At 62.9% G+C, this 17,820-nt stretch carries 19 protein-coding genes; 15 read left to right on the forward strand and 4 right to left on the reverse strand.

Going from position 1 to position 17,820, the window contains the following annotated elements:
• The first annotated feature begins 75 nt into the window (after window positions 1–75).
• The 7 genes from K3752_RS00135 to uvrC all read left to right on the forward strand — a co-directional run bounded on the left by K3752_RS00135 (window position 76) and on the right by uvrC (window position 7,367).
• Window positions 76–600, forward strand: coding sequence for a CoxG family protein (locus tag K3752_RS00135; protein WP_260063965.1), 525 nt, complete (start codon window positions 76–78; stop codon window positions 598–600).
• Window positions 601–691: 91 nt separating this feature from the next.
• On the forward strand, window positions 692–1,621 hold the full coding sequence (locus K3752_RS00140; RefSeq protein ID WP_170343068.1) for an ABC transporter ATP-binding protein: 930 nt from the start codon (window positions 692–694) through the stop codon (window positions 1,619–1,621).
• Window positions 1,618–2,379 carry an ABC transporter permease gene (locus K3752_RS00145; RefSeq protein WP_093963579.1) on the forward strand — a complete coding sequence of 254 codons (762 nt, stop codon included), beginning with the start codon at window positions 1,618–1,620 and terminating at the stop codon, window positions 2,377–2,379. Before K3752_RS00140 ends, K3752_RS00145 begins: the two co-directional genes overlap by 4 nt.
• Before the next feature lie 104 nt (window positions 2,380–2,483).
• Window positions 2,484–3,281, forward strand: a complete 798-nt coding sequence (locus K3752_RS00150) for a S49 family peptidase (RefSeq protein ID WP_260063966.1) — start codon at window positions 2,484–2,486, stop codon at window positions 3,279–3,281.
• 168 nt (window positions 3,282–3,449) lie between these two features.
• Window positions 3,450–4,400, forward strand: coding sequence for a calcium/sodium antiporter (locus K3752_RS00155; protein WP_170372372.1), 951 nt, complete (start codon window positions 3,450–3,452; stop codon window positions 4,398–4,400).
• Between the two features lie 22 nt (window positions 4,401–4,422).
• Window positions 4,423–5,202, forward strand: a complete 780-nt coding sequence (locus K3752_RS00160) for an SDR family oxidoreductase (protein WP_260063967.1) — start codon at window positions 4,423–4,425, stop codon at window positions 5,200–5,202.
• A 290-nt stretch (window positions 5,203–5,492) separates the two neighbouring features.
• Complete coding sequence (gene uvrC / locus K3752_RS00165; RefSeq protein ID WP_260063968.1) at window positions 5,493–7,367, forward strand: excinuclease ABC subunit UvrC; 1,875 nt, start codon at window positions 5,493–5,495, stop codon at window positions 7,365–7,367.
• Here the strand turns inward: uvrC and K3752_RS00170 are convergent.
• Window positions 7,352–8,251: a DMT family transporter gene (locus tag K3752_RS00170; protein WP_260063969.1), complete on the reverse strand. Its 900-nt coding sequence runs from the start codon at window positions 8,249–8,251 to the stop codon at window positions 7,352–7,354. The genes uvrC and K3752_RS00170 overlap by 16 nt on opposite strands.
• Window positions 8,252–8,442: 191 nt before the next feature.
• On the opposite strand from K3752_RS00170, the gene pgsA reads away from it, so the two are divergent.
• From pgsA to K3752_RS00185, 3 genes are read left to right on the forward strand one after another with little or no spacing between them, the layout of a single operon-like run.
• Window positions 8,443–9,111 carry a CDP-diacylglycerol--glycerol-3-phosphate 3-phosphatidyltransferase gene (gene pgsA, locus K3752_RS00175; protein ID WP_170342342.1) on the forward strand — a complete coding sequence of 223 codons (669 nt, stop codon included), beginning with the start codon at window positions 8,443–8,445 and terminating at the stop codon, window positions 9,109–9,111.
• A gap of 3 nt (window positions 9,112–9,114) precedes the next feature.
• A complete protein-coding gene (gene moaD / locus K3752_RS00180) occupies window positions 9,115–9,360 on the forward strand; it encodes a molybdopterin converting factor subunit 1 (protein ID WP_260063970.1) in 246 nt (81 codons plus the stop codon).
• 4 nt (window positions 9,361–9,364) lie between these two features.
• Window positions 9,365–9,808, forward strand: coding sequence for a molybdenum cofactor biosynthesis protein MoaE (locus tag K3752_RS00185; RefSeq protein ID WP_260063971.1), 444 nt, complete (start codon window positions 9,365–9,367; stop codon window positions 9,806–9,808).
• A gap of 4 nt (window positions 9,809–9,812) precedes the next feature.
• On the opposite strand, the gene K3752_RS00190 is transcribed toward K3752_RS00185, so the two are convergent.
• From K3752_RS00190 to ubiA, 3 genes are all read right to left on the reverse strand, one after another.
• The gene (locus tag K3752_RS00190) at window positions 9,813–10,133 is read right to left on the reverse strand and encodes a hypothetical protein (protein ID WP_093963571.1); all 321 of its coding nucleotides are present in this window, start codon (window positions 10,131–10,133) and stop codon (window positions 9,813–9,815) included.
• A 1-nt stretch (window position 10,134) separates the two neighbouring features.
• Entirely contained in the window at window positions 10,135–12,054 is a 1,920-nt protein-coding gene (locus tag K3752_RS00195; protein WP_260063972.1) for an OmpA family protein, read from the reverse strand.
• 65 nt (window positions 12,055–12,119) lie between these two features.
• Complete coding sequence (ubiA, locus tag K3752_RS00200) at window positions 12,120–13,082, reverse strand: 4-hydroxybenzoate octaprenyltransferase (protein WP_170343054.1); 963 nt, start codon at window positions 13,080–13,082, stop codon at window positions 12,120–12,122.
• A 12-nt stretch (window positions 13,083–13,094) separates the two neighbouring features.
• On the opposite strand from ubiA, the gene K3752_RS00205 reads away from it, so the two are divergent.
• The 5 genes from K3752_RS00205 to K3752_RS00225 all read left to right on the forward strand — a co-directional run bounded on the left by K3752_RS00205 (window position 13,095) and on the right by K3752_RS00225 (window position 17,820).
• Complete coding sequence (locus K3752_RS00205) at window positions 13,095–13,820, forward strand: 16S rRNA (uracil(1498)-N(3))-methyltransferase (RefSeq protein WP_170343052.1); 726 nt, start codon at window positions 13,095–13,097, stop codon at window positions 13,818–13,820.
• Window positions 13,820–14,668 (forward strand): GNAT family N-acetyltransferase, encoded by an 849-nt coding sequence (locus K3752_RS00210; protein ID WP_260063973.1) that lies wholly within the window; start codon window positions 13,820–13,822, stop codon window positions 14,666–14,668. The genes K3752_RS00205 and K3752_RS00210 overlap by 1 nt, the downstream gene beginning before the upstream one ends.
• Window positions 14,665–15,192 carry a hypothetical protein gene (locus tag K3752_RS00215; protein ID WP_260063974.1) on the forward strand — a complete coding sequence of 176 codons (528 nt, stop codon included), beginning with the start codon at window positions 14,665–14,667 and terminating at the stop codon, window positions 15,190–15,192. The genes K3752_RS00210 and K3752_RS00215 overlap by 4 nt, the downstream gene beginning before the upstream one ends.
• Window positions 15,193–15,269: 77 nt before the next feature.
• Window positions 15,270–16,640 carry a glutamate--cysteine ligase gene (locus K3752_RS00220; protein ID WP_170343046.1) on the forward strand — a complete coding sequence of 457 codons (1,371 nt, stop codon included), beginning with the start codon at window positions 15,270–15,272 and terminating at the stop codon, window positions 16,638–16,640.
• Between the two features lie 112 nt (window positions 16,641–16,752).
• Window positions 16,753–17,820 carry a Hint domain-containing protein gene (locus K3752_RS00225; RefSeq protein ID WP_260063976.1) on the forward strand — a complete coding sequence of 356 codons (1,068 nt, stop codon included), beginning with the start codon at window positions 16,753–16,755 and terminating at the stop codon, window positions 17,818–17,820.

Below are 17,820 nucleotides of genomic sequence, written 5' to 3' on the forward strand. Positions count from 1 at the left end.
CACGGTTGCCGCAACGGCAGTTCGTGGATAGGTCTTTGGTCGAATATCAGACATTTGAGAAAGGGGGGTGGTCCCATGCAAATGAGTGACACGCGTGAAATTCAGGCGGCGCCGTCCGATGTCTATGCGGCCCTGCTGGACCCCGAGGTGCTGAAAGCCTGCGTGCCCGGTGCGCAAGAGGTTTCGGGCAATCCGACGGACGGTTACGAGGCGACCGTGGTGCAGAAGGTGGGGCCAGTAAAGGCCACGTTCAAAGGCACCGTCACGATGTCCGACATGGTTGAGGGTCAAAGCCTGACCATCGCCGGTGAGGGCAAAGGCGGGGCCGCGGGTTTTGCAAAGGGCAGCGCCAGTGTCACGTTCAGCGCCAGTGACAGCGGTGGAACGGTTCTGGCCTATGACGTGGATGCCAAGGTTGGCGGAAAGCTGGCGCAGCTAGGCAGCCGTTTGATCGACGGCTTTGCCAAAAAGATGGCTGACCAGTTCTTCTCGAACCTTCAGCAGCATTTCGAAGGCCCTGCAGCGCCGGAAGAGGGCCGCAAAGACACCTCCGAGGGGGAAAAGAAAGGCTGGCTGGGTCGCCTGACCGGGCGCGAGTGAAACCTGCGTTTGTGCGCAGAGGACTGTGCGAATTTGGTCTGTTCGGCAATCCTCTGGCGCGATACTGTCCCGGCCAGAACTGGGAAAACGCATGACGACAATTCTTTCGATCAAGGATCTGCGCAAAACCTATGCCGGCGGGTTCGAAGCGCTGAAAGGCGTATCGCTGGACATCGAAGAGGGCGAGATCCTGGCCCTGCTCGGCCCGAACGGGGCGGGAAAGACAACCCTGATCTCGACGGTTTGCGGGATTACCACGCCCACGTCTGGGACCGTCACAGTAGGGGGGCACGACATCCTCACGGACTTTCGTGCAGCCCGGCGCATGATCGGCCTCGTGCCGCAGGAAATTGCGCTGGAGCCGTTCGAGAAGGTCTGGAACACCGTACGGTTTTCGCGCGGTCTGTTCGGCTATGGGCAGGACAGCGCGCGGATCGAGGAGATCCTGCGCAAGCTATCGCTGTGGGACAAGCGCAAGAACGCGATCAAGGAACTGTCGGGCGGCATGAAGCGGCGGGTGCTAATCGCCAAGGCGCTGGCGCACGAGCCGCGGGTGCTGTTTCTGGATGAACCCACCGCCGGTGTGGATGTCGAACTGCGCAAGGACATGTGGGCCATCGTCGACGAGTTGAAGGCTGCCGGTGTCACCATCATTCTGACCACCCACTACATCGAAGAGGCCGAAGCCATCGCCGACCGGATCGGTGTGATCGACAAGGGCGAACTGATGCTGGTGCAGGACAAAAACACCTTGATGGCGCAGATGGGCAAGAAGCAGATTGAGGTCATGCTGACCCGCACGATCTCGGACATTCCCGGCAGTCTGGCCCACCACAATCTGGTGCTGAACGGGCAGGGCGATGCGCTGATCTATACCTACGACACCAATGCCGATCGCACTGGCATCACCACTTTGCTGAATGACGTGGCAGAGGCGGGGCTGGTGTTGCGTGACGTTCAGACCCGGCAATCGAGCCTGGAAGAGATTTTCGTCAACCTCGTGTCCGGAGATGCCGCATGAACTGGTCCGCCATCGCCGCCATCTACCGGTTCGAAATGGCCCGGTTCTTCCGCACCCTCGCGCAGAGCTTTCTGTCACCGGTTCTGTCGACCTCGCTGTACTTCGTGGTGTTTGGCACTGCCATCGGCAGTCGCATCCAGGAGGTCGAGGGCGTCTCCTACGGCGCCTTCATCGTGCCGGGGCTGATCATGCTGTCGGTGGTGATGCTGTCGATCTCGAACGCGTCCTTTGGCATCTATTTCCCCAAGTTCCTAGGCACGATCTACGAACTGCTCTCGGCCCCGGTGAATTTCATCGAGATCGTGATCGGCTATGTGGGCGCCGCCGCGACCAAGGCGTTGTTCGTGGGATTGGTGATCCTGACCACCGCCACGTTCTTCGTGGACATCCGCATCGAGCACCCCTTCGCGATGGCCGCCTTTCTGATCCTGTCCTGCCTCAGCTTTTCCCTGCTGGGCTTCATCATCGGGATCTGGGCCAGCAATTTCGAACAGATGTCGTTGGTACCGCAGCTGGTTGTGACGCCTCTGATCTTTCTGGGCGGCACGTTCTACTCGATTTCGATGCTGCCGCCGGTGTGGCAGACGATCTCGTTGTTCAACCCGGTGGTCTATTTGATCTCGGGCTTTCGCTGGTCGTTTTACGGGCTTTCGGACGTGCCCATTCTGCTTAGCCTTCTGGCGATCCTGGCCTTTACCGGCTTCTGCCTGGCGGTCATCGGTTGGATCTTCAAAACCGGGTGGCGCATCCGCAGCTAGGGCGTTGCATTTTTGCCGTGGCTGAACAGGATTTTGGTTCACGTCACGTTCATGGCAGGTGGGGTCCCTTGTTTAAGGGGCGGGCGCACTCTACATCGGCACCCATGAAACTCAGCCTGCCGTTTCTCAACAAGCAGCCAACCGTGGCTGTCGTTCGCCTGTCCGGAGCCATTGGAATGGCTGGCCGAGCCTCGCTGAACGATGCCTCTTTGGCACCGGTTCTGGAAAAAGCCTTCCGCAAGGGAAAACCTGCCGCCGTCGCGCTCGAGATCAATTCGCCGGGCGGATCGCCGGTGCAAAGCTCGCTGATCGGTGCGCGGATCCGACGGTTGGCCGACGAGTTCAAGGTGCCAGTCCATGCCTTTGTCGAGGACGTGGCGGCCTCGGGTGGTTATTGGCTTGCGGCTTCGGCGGACGAGATCTGGGCGGATGACAGCTCGGTTCTGGGGTCGATCGGGGTCATCTCCTCGGGGTTCGGAGCCAATGTTTTTCTGGCCCGTCAGGGGATCGAGCGGCGCGTGCACACCGCCGGGAAATCCAAATCGATGCTGGACCCGTTCTCTCCGGAGAAAGAAGAGGATGTCGCGCGTCTCAAGGGGCTTTTGGAGGACATCCACCAGAATTTCATTGCCTATGTGAAAGCTCGGCGCGGCAGTCGCTTGGACGAGGCCGCCGATCTGTTTACCGGTGAAATCTGGCTGGCGCGGCGTGCGCATGAACTTGGGCTGATCGACGGCATCGCGCATCTGAAGCCAAGGATGCAGGAAGTGTTTGGCGACAAGGTCAAATTCCGGCGCTACGGGTTGCGCCGACCGATCTGGTCGCGGTTCGGAACGGACATGGCGCAGGACGCCATTTCCCTGCTCGAGGAGCGCGCGGCCTACGCGCGCTTTGGTATGTGACGTGATCGTCAAGGTCGTCATTCTGTTTCTGGTTGCCATGGGGGTCCTGGCGATGTTCGGAAAGCTGCGCTTTCCCGGCCAACAGCGATTGAACTCCGCGAAATGTCCGCGCTGCGGTCGGTTCCGGATCGGCAAGGGCCCCTGCACATGTGAGCAAGGAGGGCGTCGATGACGGCCTGGCTGCTTTCCGGTCTTGGCTTGTTGATCCTGCTGTTGGCCGGTGACGCGCTGGTGCGGGGTGCGGTGAATCTCAGCCTGCGCCTGGGTGTTCCGGCCTTGATCGTCAGCCTGACGATCGTGGCCTTCGGCACCTCGGCACCCGAGCTTCTGATCGCCATCAAGGCCATCGAGGAAAATGCGCCCGGTATCGCGCTGGGCAATGTCGTCGGTTCGAACACGGCCAACATCCTTCTGGTCCTGGGTTTGCCGGCCTTGTTGGCAACGATCCACAGCAGCGAATGCAACACGCGAAGAAACTACGTCTTCATGTTGCTGGCCTCGGTTCTGTTCATCGGTTTGGCCTTTTGCGGAGAATTCAACCTGTTCAGCGGGGCAATCCTGCTGGCGGGGTTGGCTCTGATCCTGCTCAACGCCTTCCGAGAAGCGCACGCGCATCGCAACTCCTGCTCGGAAGAGCAGGACCTGGAAGCGCTGGAAGAGGCCGACCCGGACATGCCGTACTGGAAGGTGTCGCTGTATCTGGTGCTGGGGTTGATTGGCCTGCCGATGGGCGCGCATCTTCTGGTCGACAACGCGACCATCATTGCGCGGACCTACGGGGTCAGTGAAACGGTGATCGGGCTGACGCTGGTCGCGGTCGGAACCTCGCTTCCTGAACTGGCGACCACCGTCATGGCCGCGTTGCGCCGGCAGGCCGATGTTGCACTGGGCAACGTCATCGGTTCGAACATGTTCAACCTTCTGGGCATTGTCGGTATCGCCACGCTGTTCGGGCGCATCCCCGTGGACCCCGAATTCCTGCAATTCGATCTTTGGGTCATGCTGGGCTCGTCCTTGCTGCTGATCCCGTTCGTTTTCTTCAAGCAAGACATCACCCGGGTCTGGGGGTTCATCTTGACGCTGCTTTACGTCACATACGTCGTGATCCTGTTGGCCTGATCTGACTGAAAGGAGCCCCTACATGACCCGAGCACTGGTGACCGGCGCCGGCATTCGACTGGGGCGGGCCATGGCGTTGTACCTGGCAAAACGTGGCATGGACGTTGCCGTGCACCACGCAACCTCGGGCGCAGCCGCTGCCGAGACCGTGTCCGAGATCCAGTCGATGGGTCGCAATGCCGTGGCGCTGCAGGCCGATCTGCTGGACGAGGATCAGGTGCAGACCCTTTTGCCGCGCGCGGCCGAGGCGTTGGGCGGTCCGATCACCTGTCTGGTCAACAATGCGTCGATCTTCGAATACGACAACATCCGCACTGCCACCCGGCAAAGCTGGGATCGCCACATGGACAGCAACCTGCGCGCGCCCTTCGTGCTGACGCAGGCCATGGCGAGCCAGAGTCTGGAACCCGAGATGGATGAGAATGATGAACCCGTCGCGACCGGCTTGATCGTGAATATGGTCGATATGCGGGTGCGCAAACTGACGCCTGAGTTCATGTCCTACACCATCGCTAAGATGGGGCTATGGGCATTGACCCGGACGGCGGCCCAGGCACTGACGCCGGCCATTCGCGTCAATGCAATTGGGCCGGGTCCAACCCTGCAGGGACATCGGCAAAGTCCCCAGCACTTCAAGACCCAACGCGAAAACACGGTCTTGGAACGCGGTGCAAACCCGTCGGATATCAACGCGGCCCTTGGGTATTTTCTGGACGCACATGCGGTCACGGGCCAGCTTTTGTGCGTTGATGGCGGCCAGCATCTGGGCTGGCAAACGCCTGATGTAGTGGGCCTTGAATAGGTATTGCCCCTGCAAGTTTTGCACCGCTCTCGATCCTGTTACAGGTTCGTTACAAAAATGTCTTTTTTTTCATACACTTGTAAAACGAGAATAAAAATATCTTTTATAATCAATGTGTTGAAATTGTGCCTATTTATTGTGCAACGCAGTGAAAACACAAGGATTCAAGGAAAAATCACGGTGCAGGGAAAGTTGTCCGCACAGTTATCCACAAGAATCGTGGATTTGTTTTCTCTTGATCTGAGGCGCGCAAGATTGCAGCCACGGTCAGAGAATCGTATCTCTCTCTCATGACCGCCGACAGCGCCTCTCAATCCCAGCCTCAGCCGACCGGCTATGCCTGCATCCAGAAATACGTGAAGACGCTGGACAGTTCGCCGGGTGTCTATCGGATGCTGGATGCGGACAGCCGGGTTCTGTATGTCGGCAAGGCGCGCAACCTGCGGGCGCGGGTGTCGAACTACACCCGCCCGGGCCATTCCGGCCGGATCGAGCGGATGATCGCCTCGACCGCGTCTATGATGTTCCTGACCACTCGGACCGAGACCGAGGCGCTGCTGCTGGAACAGAACCTGATCAAGCAGCTCAAGCCCAAATACAACGTGCTGTTGCGCGACGACAAAAGCTTTCCCAACATTCTGGTGGCCAAGGACCATCCATTTCCGCAGATCAAGAAACACCGCGGCGCCAAGAAGGAAAAGGGTGCCTATTTCGGCCCCTTCGCCAGCGCGGGCGCGGTGAACCGCACGCTGAACCAGCTGCAGAAGGCGTTTTTGCTGCGCAACTGCTCGGATTCAATGTTCGACAGTCGCACCCGGCCCTGCCTGCTCTATCAGATCAAGCGCTGCTCGGGGCCGTGCGTGGGTATGATTTCGCAGGCCGACTATGCCGAAAGCGTGCGCGATGCCGAGCGGTTCCTGTCCGGCCGCTCGACCCGAATCCAGGAGGAACTGGCCGCGCAGATGCAGGAAGCCTCGGATGCGATGGAGTTCGAGCGCGCCGCCGCCCTGCGCGACCGGATCCGCGCACTGACGCAGGTGCAGACGGCGCAGGGCATCAACCCGCGCGGTGTGGCCGAGGCGGATGTGATCGGCCTCTATATGGACAGCGGCCAGGCCTGTGTTCAGGTGTTCTTCATCCGCGCCAACCAGAACTGGGGCAACCGCGATTTCTATCCGCGGGTCGGCCCCGACGTTTCGCCGGCCGAGGTGATGGAGGCCTTTCTGGGCCAGTTCTATGACAACAAGGAAGCGCCGCGGCAGCTGATCCTGTCGGACGCGATCGAAAACGCGGACCTGATGCAGCAAGCCCTGTCGGAAAAGGCCGGTCGCAAGGTCGAGATATTGGTGCCGCAGCGGGGCGAAAAGCTCGAGCTGGTCTCGGGCGCGCTGCGAAACGCGCGCGAGGCGCTGGCGCGCCGCATGTCGGAAAGCGCGACGCAGGCCAAGCTGCTGCGCGGCCTGGCCGAGGCCTTTGATCTGGACGCGCCGCCGAACCGGATCGAGGTCTATGACAACTCGCATATCCAGGGCACCAACGCAGTGGGCGCGATGATCGTGGCCGGGCCCGAGGGGTTCATGAAGAACGCCTACCGCAAGTTCAACATTCGCGGCGACGACCTGACGCCGGGCGACGATTTCGGCATGATGAAAGAGGTGCTGACCCGCCGCTTTACCCGCCTGCTGAAAGAGGACCCCGACCGCGACAAGGGCCTGTGGCCCGACCTGTTGCTGATCGACGGGGGTGCGGGGCAGGTGAGCGCCGTGCACGAGATCATGCAGGCACACGGGGTCGAGGACATCCCGATGGTCGGTGTGGCCAAGGGCGTCGATCGGGACCACGGCAAGGAAGAGTTCCACCGCATCGGCCAGCGCCCCTTTGCCCTGAAGCGTAACGACCCGGTGCTGTATTTTATTCAGCGGCTACGGGACGAGGCGCACCGCTTTGCTATCGGTACCCACCGCGCCAAACGGGCCAAGGCGATGGGAGCGACGCCTCTGGACGAAATCCCCGGCGTAGGCGCGTCCCGCAAACGCGCCCTGCTGGCGCATTTCGGCAGCGCAAAGGCGGTCAGCCGTGCCAATCTGGCGGATCTGAAGGCCGTGGACGGGATCTCGGCCGGTCTGGCGCAGAAGGTCTATGATTTCTTTCACGAAAAGGGCTGAGGCCGCTGGCGCCCGCGCCACAGGATGTAAAGCCCCGAGGCCACGATCAGCGCGCTGCCCAGCCACATGGTCTGGTCCAGATGCTCGTCGAATATCAGTACGCCCATCCCGATGCCGAACAGAAGGCGGGTATAGCGAAACGGAGTTACGGCCGACACTTCACCCGTCCGCATGGCCAGCATCAGCGAAGAATAGGCCACCGCGCCCATCACCACGGCTCCAGTCAGGTGCAGGGCGGCTCGGGCGTCCACCGGCACCGCGGCGGCGCCTTCGAAAGCCCGGTACAGTCCACCGGCGACGACAATTGACAGAAAGCCATAAAACCCAAGAACGGTGGTGCCCAACGTGGCGGGGGCGGCGCGGCTGGCCAGATCGCGGCCGGCAAAGCCCAGCATTCCCAGTACCGCAAGAATGGACAGGGCCGAGAAACTGTCTCCGGTCGGCTGGATGATGATCACCACTCCGATCAGTCCGACCAGAATGGCACTCCAGCGCCGCCAGCCGACGGTTTCCCCGAAAAACAGCGCGGCACCCGCCACCACGACCAGCGGCGTGGCCTGCAGGATCACTGTGGCCGAGGACAGCGGCGTCAGGGCGATGGCCAGCACATAGAACAGGCGGCCGAAGACTTCGAACAGCACTCGGATCTTCATCGGCTTGGACAGGACATCGGGGTGCAGCAACCGCCGCCCCTGAATCAACGCGACCCCGGCGAAAATCAACGCCCCGCCCAGTCCGAACAGCACCAGAACCTGCCAGATGGGCAGCACCTTGGCGGCACTTTTCAACAGCGCGTCCTCCAGGGCGAACCCGGCCATGGCCGCGATCATCCAGGCGCCGCCGATCAGATTGGCGCGCGCATCGGTTCTGATATGTGAGGTCACGGGGCGGATCTTTCCTGATGTGCCGATACCCGCGCAACCTGACCCGTTCTTCGCGCCGCGCCAAGGGGGAAACGGTCGTCGATCCTCCGCCTGCGACGGTCTGACCTGTCGTGGTCCAAACACCTGTGTTCTTGGCAGTTTTTTGTCGTGCCGTCTTTTCTGTTCCCGGCCATGGTTGTAGGGTCCAGCGCATGAAGTGGAACCTGCCGAATATTCTGACTTTGCTGCGCCTACTGGCCGCGCCCGGCCTGGCGGTGATGTTTCTGTATTTCACACGGCCCTACGCGGATTGGTTCGCGCTGATCCTGTTCCTGTCGGCGGCCATAACCGATTGGTTCGACGGCTATCTGGCGCGCGCGTGGAAGCAGGAAACCAAGATGGGCGCGATGCTGGACCCGATTGCCGACAAGGCGATGGTGGTGATCGCGCTGATGATCCTGGTCGGCTATTCGACCGAGCACTGGACGCCCTGGCTGGTGCTGCCCGCCACCGTGATCCTGTTCCGCGAGGTCTTCGTCTCGGGCCTGCGCGAGTATCTGGGCGACGTGGCCGGAACGCTCAAGGTCACCAAGCTGGCCAAATGGAAGACGACCGCGCAGATGGTGGCGATTGCCGTGCTGTTTTCGCAGGGCATATTCGAGCACTATTTCGTCATGTCCACCTTCGGCATGGATGCCGCGCTGATCGACCAGATCCTGTCGGGCCAGGTCGAGGATATCTCGGGCCTGCAATGGAAGCTGGATGGCATGTTCTGGTCGGGCCGCATCGGGTTGTGGCTGCTGTGGATCGCGGCGACGCTGACATTGATCACCGGCTACGACTACCTACGTAAAGCCATGCCCCATCTGAAGGAGGGCTGACACTTGGATGTTCTGTATTTCGCCTGGGTCCGCGAGCGGATCGGCGTACCGAAGGAAAAGGTCGAAACCACCGCGGCGACGGTCTCCGATCTGGTGGCGGAACTCAGCGCCCGCGAAGACCGCTATGCCGCGGCCTTTGCCGACGTCTCCGCCCTGCGGGTCGCGCTGGATCAGGAACTGTCGGATTTCGACGCGCCGCTGGCCGGCATCCGTGAAGTGGCCTTTTTCCCGCCCATGACGGGCGGCTAGGGTGATGCGGATCTCCGTCCAGCAAGAGCCGTTCGATCTGGGGGCCGAGGCCAATGCCTTTGCCGCGGGTGACACGGCCAATGGCGCCATCGTCACCTTCACCGGCGTCGTGCGCGATCTGGCCCAGACCGATCTGGCCTGCATGGAGATCGAGCATTATCCCGGCATGACCGAACGCGCCATCGCCAAGATCGCCGAGGAAGCCAAGACCCGGTGGTCGCTGGGCGACGTGCTGGTGATCCATCGCCATGGGCGGCTGGCCCCGGGTGACCGGATCATGATGGTCGCAACGGCAGCCCCGCACCGCAAGGATGCGTTCGAGGCTGCAGAATACCTGATGGATTACCTGAAATCCCGCGCCCCGTTCTGGAAGAAGGAAATCACAGGTTCGGGCGCGGAGTGGGTTGCCGCCAAGGACGAGGACGAGGACGCGCTGTCGCGCTGGTAGGCGCTCAGTCGGCGTTGTTGATCCTGCCGCGCAATTCCTCGGCTTCCTGGCGGGCGGCGCGCAGCCCGTCCATGGCCGCGGCCAGCTCGGCCTCGGTCTGGGTCAGCTGGTTGGTCAGCTCGGCCTCGCGCTGCTGCAGATAGGTGATCGCCTGATCACGGGTTTCCTCGGCCTCGTGCAACTCCTGGCTCATGCGGTCCAGATCGGCCACGTCGGATTGGCGCACGCGCGACAGGCGGTGCACCAGCCAGTTGGCGAACCAGCCCATGCAGAAGGCGGCGAACAGGATGACGGCGGTGGCGATGATGAATTCGGTTCTGTTCAACTTACTGGTCCCCTGCATCCGTTTCGGATGCTTCTTCTTCTGTTGGCGCAGGTTCGGTTACGCTTGTCTGGGTCTCCAATGCTTCCAGACCGGTTTCCTGATTGGCGACCGGCTCGGGCCGGATCAGCCGGAATTCGATGCGCCGGTTTTTCTCGCGCCCGTCTTCGGTGTCATTGTCTGCAATGGGCTGCGTCTCACCATATCCTGCGGCCGAGTAGCTTTTGGTCGGCACCCGGCGGGCGCGCAATTCGTTCAGGATGGACTGGGCGCGTGACTGGCTTAGCTGCTGGTTCATCTCTTCACGGCCCTGGCTGTCGGTATGACCCTGGATTTCAATCCGGATCGGTCCACATTCGCGCAGGATCTCGGCAATCTGGTTCAGACTGTCGCGGGATTCTGATGAAACCGTAGCCGATCCGGGCTCGAACGTGATCTTGCGGGCCTCCTGAACCTCGGCGATGCGACTTTCGCACTGCTCGGGGTCTGGCAGCGCGTCTTCGGGTTCGGGCGGGGGCTGATAGGTGATCGAAAGGTCAAAGTCCTGCGCATCGCCCAGCTTGTCGGACAGCAGGCCCGCGATCTGTGCCTTGGCGTCCTCATCGTGGCTGACGCCAGTCAACTCGACCTTTTCAGGCGTTACGGTCAGCACGCCGTTGTTCAGCCAGGACAGGGATTCCAGCCCCGCCAGAACGCGCACGGGCCAGTCCTGCGGCATCTGGTCGACCACGCGGGCGGCACTGTGAACCTGATCGGATCCGAAGGCAGCCCGGGCATAGCTGTCGATCATGTCGCGCTGTAAATCATCGCCCAGACGGCCGCGCAGTTGTACCAGACCTTCCGGGCTGCGGGTGGCGGTGAATTCCACAGGTCCGGCCTGTTCGTTGTTTTCGAGTTCAGGCAGAACCGCGTGCAGGGCAAACACTTCGGGCAGGGCGTTTTCCAACTCGCCCACGACCTTGTCGAAGGTGGCCGGGCTGGTGTTCGGTTCAGCAATCAGCGTGATGTCGGCATCCGACATCGTGACAGAACCTTGCCCGATCTCGGACAGAGCCCGGATACTCAGTTCAGCGGCCTGCGCCCATCGGGGCGATGGCACACCCAGGCCGATTGTGCAGGTATAGGGCCCTGACAGCCCGGCATCCTGCGCGGCGGCAACAATGGTGTCGCGCGCCTTTTCATCCTGTGCCGAACAGGCGTCGAACTGTCCGCCATCCTCCGAAATCAGATAGCGCAGGGTGAACGGAGTGATCACCGGGCGCGGTGCCGAAATCGCCAGACCGATGCGCAAGCTGGGCGGCGCGGCGCGTGTTAGCTCTTGTTCCAGCCGTTCTTTTTCCTGCTGGCTGTCAGCGATGGCAGTGATCTTGACCAGGTCGGGGCTGGCGGAAACCTTGGCTCGCGGCAGCTTGGACAGGGCAAGGATGGCATAGGATATCGCGTCGTCCCAACCTTTGGGTTTCTTGTAGTCTGCAGTTTCCAGCAGGTCCGACACCCGCGCCTGGGGGTCCAGCTTCTGCAGCCGGGCCATCAGTGCGTTGCGATCCACGCTGGCCGGAACCAACCCGATCACGGATATGCCGCTGTCGTTCCGAAGAATTTCAGTCGAGAATTTGGGCGGAGTCAGGTCAGCCGTCGGGGCAATGTCCATCTCATCGATCACCCGAGAGGTGTCGACCTGTGTACCGGCCGCTGTCAGCGCGTTGAATCGGGTGGCCTCGTCCGGGGCAGTACCGGTCAGCACAACGCGCAGCCCATCCGCCTGCACTTCGGCCCACTCATGGCCCTGCATGCTCAGTGCATTTCGAACGGCAGTTTCCGAGGTTTCTTCGATCTTGGTCACCGCGAATCCGGCGGCCAGCAGACAGACCCCCGCCGACACGACAAAGATCAGGGCTGATGTCAGGAAATACGGCAAGCGCATGAGCGGTTTCTTATCTCCTCGGGCCATTGGGCGGGACTCTTACAGGCACCGGTGCCGAGGTGCAATCAGAGGAGCAATGCGACGCAAAGGAAGATGAGCGGAATAAGGCCGGTGTCCCGATTGGCGCGAAACAGCTGCAGCAGTTTCGCGTTGTCTTCGATGTCCAGCCCGCGCAGTTGCCACGCCATGTGCCACCCCATTGCCCAAGGTCCACCGATGGCCACGACCAGCGCCAGCACGCTGGAATTGGGCAGCGCGGCCTCGACGATGGCCAGCCCCATCAGCGCCACGGTCGCCACAAGAAAATACTTCAGCCATTTCGCGGTGTCGGTCCCGAACAGGCGCGCGGTGGACTTGATGCCGATCAGCTCGTCATCCTCGGCGTCCTGGTGAGCATAGATCGTGTCGTAGAACAGCGTCCAGGCGATGCCGGACAGGTATAGCAGGATCGCGGGCCATTCGACCGTGCCGCGATGCGCCGCCCATGCCAGCAGGGCGCCCCAGTTGAAGGCCAGCCCCAGAAACACCTGCGGCCACCAGGTGAAGCGCTTGGCATAGGGATAGATCGTCACCGGCAGCAGCGACAGGGCGCCCATCGCGATGGCCGCCTGGTTGAAGGTCAGCAGGATCGCGAGCGCCAGAAGGCACTGGAGGCCCATCCAGATCACCGCCTGCCGCACGCTGACCTGCCCCGAGGGGATGGGCCGCGAGCGCGTACGGGCGACCTGCGCGTCGAACTTGCGGTCGGTGATGTCGTTCCAGGTGCAGCCCGCGCCGCGCATCAGAAAGGCCCCGGCCGCGCACCCCACGGCAATCCACAGATCGCCCCACCGCGGCTCACCGTCATGCAGGATCGCCAGCGCCAGGCCCCACCAGCACGGAATCAGCAGCAGCCACGTCCCGATCGGCCGGTCCGCGCGCGACAGCCGCAGATAGGGGCGGGCAAAGGCCGGGGCGCGGGTATCGACCCAGTTGCCGGTAACGGCGTCGGCGACCTGACCGTCTGGTGTTGGGGCATTGCCTTGCATATGTAGGGTCTCATGAGTGCGAAGATCAGGCTGTATGTAGATCACCCTTTGGGTGCGGGGCAATCGGTTCCTTTGACGCGCGAGCAGGCCCATTACCTGTTCGGCGTGATGCGTCTGGCCGTGGGCGGGCAGGTGGCCCTGTTCAACGGCCGCGATGGCGAGTGGCTGGCGCAGGTGGCCGAGGCGGGCAAGCGGGGCGGTACTCTGAGCTGTCTTGAACAGACCCGGCCACTGCAACTGCCGCCGGACCTTTGGCTGCTGTTTGCCCCGATCAAGAAGGCCCGGACCGATTTCATCGTCGAAAAGGCGGCCGAGATGGGGGCCGCCAAGATCATGCCGGTGCAGACCGCCTTCACCAATTCCGAACGCATCCGCCAGGACCGGCTGCAGGCCCATGCGGTCGAGGCGGCCGAGCAATGCGGCGGCACTTTCGTGCCCGAGGTCTGCGACCTGCAGCGGCTGGACAAGCTGTTGGACAACTGGCCCGACGGCCGCCAACTGATGTTCTGCGACGAGGCCGAGGCCGGGTCGGCCCTGCGCCTCGCCGCACAGGACAAGGGCCGACCGTGGGCCATCCTTATCGGCCCCGAGGGCGGGTTCTCCGATGCCGAGCGCCAGCGGTTGAAGGATCTGCCGTTCACGCATGTGGTCAGCCTGGGGCCGCGCATCTTGCGGGCCGACACGGCGGCGGTTGCCGCGATGACCCTGTGGCAGCAGGCGCTGGGGGACTGGTCCTGATGTGGCGGCTGGCGCAGCAACAGGACATTCCGGCGATTGAGCGGTTTCTTCTGGACCATGTGCAAAGCTCGATGTTCGCGCTGGCCAACCTGCGAGAGTTCGGCCTGAACGCACCCGCGCCGCGCGCGATGAGCATGTGGATGCTGGGCGACCCGCTGCGCGGCGTGTTCGGCATCACCAACGAAGGCATGATCCTGCCGCAGTGCCCGGATCTGCCCGAGGCCGGCCTGGCCGAGGCATCGGACCTGATCCGGGGCCGCACGGTCATAGGATTGGCGGGCGAGGCTACGCAAGCCCGCCGGTTTCTGCGACAGGCCGGATGGCAGGACCGCGCAGCGCATCTGAATCGGGATGAGCCCTCCTTTGCTCTGGACCTGCGCGACCTGATCGTTCCGCAAGCGGATGGCGCAAGGCTGGTGCCGCTGTCGGATGGCGACCGGAGCCTGTTGATCCGCTGGCGCGAGGCCTATCACCTGGAATCTTTGGGCACCGACCCGGGCATGGCCCGCGCGGCTGCGCAGAAGGACATCGACGGATATATTCAGCGCGACTCGCACCGGCTGCTGATGGTCGACGACCAGCCCGTCAGCATGACGGGCTTCAATGCTACGCTGCCCGAGATCGTCCAGATCGGCGGCGTGTTCACCCCGCCTGCGCTGCGTGGTCGGGCCTATGCCCGCACCGCCGTCGCCCTGCATCTGGCCGAGGCGCGGGCCGCCGGAGTGCGCAAGGCCGTTCTGTTCGCGGCTTCAAACGCCGCCGTGCGTGCTTATGTTGCTATTGGGTTTGCCTCTGCCGGGACCTTTTCACTGGTCCTGTTCAGCGATCAGATGGAGGCCGCGTCATGAGTTTCATCCGACCCGAAGCCAAACTGGCCCTGTGGCGCTGGCGCGAGGTGCTGGCCGCCGGGTTCGTTCTGATCCTTGGCCTCAGCTGGATCGGCGGTCCGGGCGGGTTGCTGGGCTGGCTGGGCTGGGTGCTTGTGCTGGTTTCGGTCGCGCTGGCCGTGATCGGCATACAGCGCGCGCGGTTCCGGCTGGGCGCGGGCGGGCCGGGCGTGGTGTCGGTGGATGAAGGGCAGATTGCCTATCTGGGGCCACTGGAAGGTGGCATCGTCGCCACCCGCGAAATCGAGAGCCTGACGCTGGACCCCACCGCCAGCCCCGCGCATTGGGTGCTGCAGCAGCCCGGCCAGCCGCCGCTTCACATTCCCGTGAATGCCGAGGGCGCCGAGGCGCTGTTCGACGTGTTCTCGGCCCTGCCGGGGCTGCGGACCGAGCGGATGCTGTCGGAACTCAAGGGCGGGGCGTCGCATCCGGTGGTCATCTGGGAACGCCACCCCTCGCGCCCGGCACACATCCGGTTGAACTGACGGTGCATTGACACCGGGGGAGATTGCGACCACCACTGACCCCCACGACTCGACACTTCAGGATCGGAGCACGGTTCATGTCCATTCCTCAGTCCGGCGGCGGGCCGATCGAACGCCACGAACAACTGGCCGAATACCTGGCCGATGGCTGCAAACCCAAAAGCGAATGGCGCATCGGGACCGAGCACGAGAAATTCGGCTACTGCAAGGACACGCTGAAGCCGCTGCCCTATGAAGGCGAACGCTCGATCCTGGCGGTGCTGCAGGGGCTGCGCGACGGGCATGGCTGGACCCCCGTGGAAGAGGCGGGCAAGCTGATCGGGCTGGAAAAGGACGGGGCCAACGTCTCGCTGGAACCGGGCGGGCAGCTGGAGCTGTCAGGCGCGCCACTGGAGACCATCCACGAGACCTGCGACGAGGTGAACGCGCATCTGCGCGACGTGAAGGACATCGCCGACAAGATCGGCGTAGGCTTCATCGGGCTGGGCGCCGCACCGATCTGGAAGCACGAAGACATGCCGCTGATGCCCAAGGGCCGGTATGTCCTGATGAACGACTACATGGAAAAGGTCGGCGACATGGGCCGCGCCATGATGCGCCGGACCTGCACGGTTCAGGTCAACATCGATTTCGGGTCCGAGGCGGACATGGTGCAGAAGCTGCGCGTGGCGCTGGCCCTGCAGCCGGTGGCGACCGCGCTGTTTGCCAACTCGCCCTTCTTTGAGGGCAAGCCCAATGGCCACAAAAGCTGGCGCAGCTACATCTGGCGGCATCTGGATGACGCGCGCACCGGCATGCTGCCCTTCGTGTTCGAGGACGGCTTCGGGTTCGAGCGCTACGTGGAATATGCCTTGGATGTGCCGATGTATTTCGTCTATCGCGACGGTAAATATATTGACGCCCTGGGCATGTCGTTCCGCGATTTCCTGCAGGGCAAGCTGCCCGCGCTGCCGGGCGAGACGCCGACGCTTTCGGATTGGGCCGATCACCTGACCACTGCCTTCCCCGAGGCGCGGATCAAGAAATTCATGGAAATGCGCGGGGCCGACGGCGGCCCGTGGCGCCGCCTGTGCGCGCTGCCCGCCTTTTGGGTGGGGCTGACCTATGACCAGTCCGCGCTGGATGCCGCATGGGATCTGGTCAAGGGCTGGGACGCCGAAACCCGCGAGGGGTTGCGCGTCGCCGCGGCCCGGGACGGGCTGCAGGCGCAGGTCGGCGGTATCAACATGCACGATCTGGCGCGCGAGGTGGTGGCCATCGCCGACTCCGGCCTGAAGGCGCGGGCCCGGCCGGGTGCGGGCGGGCTTGTCCCGGACGAGACGCATTTCCTGAACGCGCTGAAGGAAAGCATCCAGTCCGGCAAGGTGCCAGCCGACGAACTGCTCGAGCATTATCACGGCGACTGGCAGGGCGATCTGACGCGGATCTACCCCGAATACAGCTACTGACCGCGACCTGTTGCAATTAGGGGCCTGTTAGCCACATTCCCGGATCGCGCCTTGTTCGGCGGCGGCGTTTGCGCGATACATTCGGGTCAGGTTTTCCGGTCGTGGTGCTTTCATGGCGCGTATCAGTGAGTTGCATTATTCCAATGCCTATGCCGCGAATTCGGGCGTGTCCGAATTCCTGGAGGTGTCCCTTCGCCCGGACGAAGACCCGGCGGATTTCACCGTTTCCTTTTATCAGGCGAACGGGCAGGTCGGGATCGAGATCCCACTCAACGATCCTTCCGTTCAGGTCACCGTCGACCCCGACAACAACGAGATCGTCTATGTCATCTCGGCCGATGATTTCCCGATCTTCCTGACCGATCCGGATGGCGGCGGCCCAACCAATTACGAAGCCTATGCGCTGACCAACACCGCCACGGGTGAGGTGATAGATTTCTACGACATCGGTGGCGGCACGCAGAACATCGTCGCGGTCGATGGGTTGGCGGCCGGGGAAACCTCGGTCAACCTGCCGGTGCTGGTCGGGCCGAACCAGACCACGACGACCCTGCAGTTCAATCAACCCGATCCTGACACGCTGACCTATGGCCCCTTGTCGCCCGGGGATACCGGGACCGCCTGTTTCACGGCAGGAACCCTGGTGGATACCCCCGAGGGGCCGCGCCGGATCGAGACGCTGCAGCCCGGCGATACGGTCCTGACCGTCGATGACGGCCCCTGCCGGGTGCGCTGGATCGGCGGCCGCACGGTGCGCGGCGTGGGTCGTTTCGCGCCGGTGCGCATCCGCGCGGGTGTTCTGGGCGCCAAGACGGACATTCTGGTTTCGCCCCAGCACCGCATTCTTGTCGGCGGCTGGCAAGCCCAGCTTCTGTTCGGCGAGGATGAGGTTCTGGTCCCCGCCAAATCGCTGGTCAACGGCGATACCGTCACCGTGCAGCCCTGTGACATTGTCCGCTATGTCCACCTGTTCTTCGACCGGCACCAGCTGGTCACCACTTCAGGTCTTGTGTCCGAGAGCTTCTTTCCGGGGCAGGAGGCGCTCTCGGGGCTGGAGCAGGAGGCCGCGCGCGAACTGTTTGCGCTGTTCCCCGAACTGCAGACCCATCCGCAGGGCTATGGCCCCACGATCCGCCCGGTCCGGTGTGATCGACAGGCAGCGGTTCTGCGCGCGACCTGA

It is taken from the genome of Ruegeria sp. B32 (genome assembly GCF_025141855.1).
In the GTDB taxonomy this organism is placed as follows: Bacteria; Pseudomonadota; Alphaproteobacteria; order Rhodobacterales; family Rhodobacteraceae; genus Ruegeria; species Ruegeria arenilitoris.

Excerpts from the sequence above, each read along its gene's own strand:
- K3752_RS00215 (WP_260063974.1), top strand. The coding sequence starts at position 14,665 with ATGAGTTTCATCCGACCCGAAGCCAAACTGGCCCTGTGGCGCTGGCGC.
- K3752_RS00140 (WP_170343068.1), top strand. The coding sequence starts at position 692 with ATGACGACAATTCTTTCGATCAAGGATCTGCGCAAAACCTATGCCGGC.
- K3752_RS00145 (WP_093963579.1), top strand. The coding sequence starts at position 1,618 with ATGAACTGGTCCGCCATCGCCGCCATCTACCGGTTCGAAATGGCCCGG.
- K3752_RS00135 (WP_260063965.1), top strand. The coding sequence starts at position 76 with ATGCAAATGAGTGACACGCGTGAAATTCAGGCGGCGCCGTCCGATGTC.
- K3752_RS00195 (WP_260063972.1), bottom strand. The coding sequence starts at position 12,054 with ATGCGCTTGCCGTATTTCCTGACATCAGCCCTGATCTTTGTCGTGTCG.
- K3752_RS00225 (WP_260063976.1), top strand. The coding sequence starts at position 16,753 with ATGGCGCGTATCAGTGAGTTGCATTATTCCAATGCCTATGCCGCGAAT.
- ubiA (WP_170343054.1), bottom strand. The coding sequence starts at position 13,082 with ATGCAAGGCAATGCCCCAACACCAGACGGTCAGGTCGCCGACGCCGTT.
- K3752_RS00205 (WP_170343052.1), top strand. The coding sequence starts at position 13,095 with ATGAGTGCGAAGATCAGGCTGTATGTAGATCACCCTTTGGGTGCGGGG.
- K3752_RS00160 (WP_260063967.1), top strand. The coding sequence starts at position 4,423 with ATGACCCGAGCACTGGTGACCGGCGCCGGCATTCGACTGGGGCGGGCC.
- K3752_RS00155 (WP_170372372.1), top strand. The coding sequence starts at position 3,450 with ATGACGGCCTGGCTGCTTTCCGGTCTTGGCTTGTTGATCCTGCTGTTG.
- pgsA (WP_170342342.1), top strand. The coding sequence starts at position 8,443 with ATGAAGTGGAACCTGCCGAATATTCTGACTTTGCTGCGCCTACTGGCC.
- K3752_RS00150 (WP_260063966.1), top strand. The coding sequence starts at position 2,484 with ATGAAACTCAGCCTGCCGTTTCTCAACAAGCAGCCAACCGTGGCTGTC.
- K3752_RS00185 (WP_260063971.1), top strand. The coding sequence starts at position 9,365 with ATGCGGATCTCCGTCCAGCAAGAGCCGTTCGATCTGGGGGCCGAGGCC.
- K3752_RS00210 (WP_260063973.1), top strand. The coding sequence starts at position 13,820 with ATGTGGCGGCTGGCGCAGCAACAGGACATTCCGGCGATTGAGCGGTTT.
- K3752_RS00220 (WP_170343046.1), top strand. The coding sequence starts at position 15,270 with ATGTCCATTCCTCAGTCCGGCGGCGGGCCGATCGAACGCCACGAACAA.
- uvrC (WP_260063968.1), top strand. The coding sequence starts at position 5,493 with ATGACCGCCGACAGCGCCTCTCAATCCCAGCCTCAGCCGACCGGCTAT.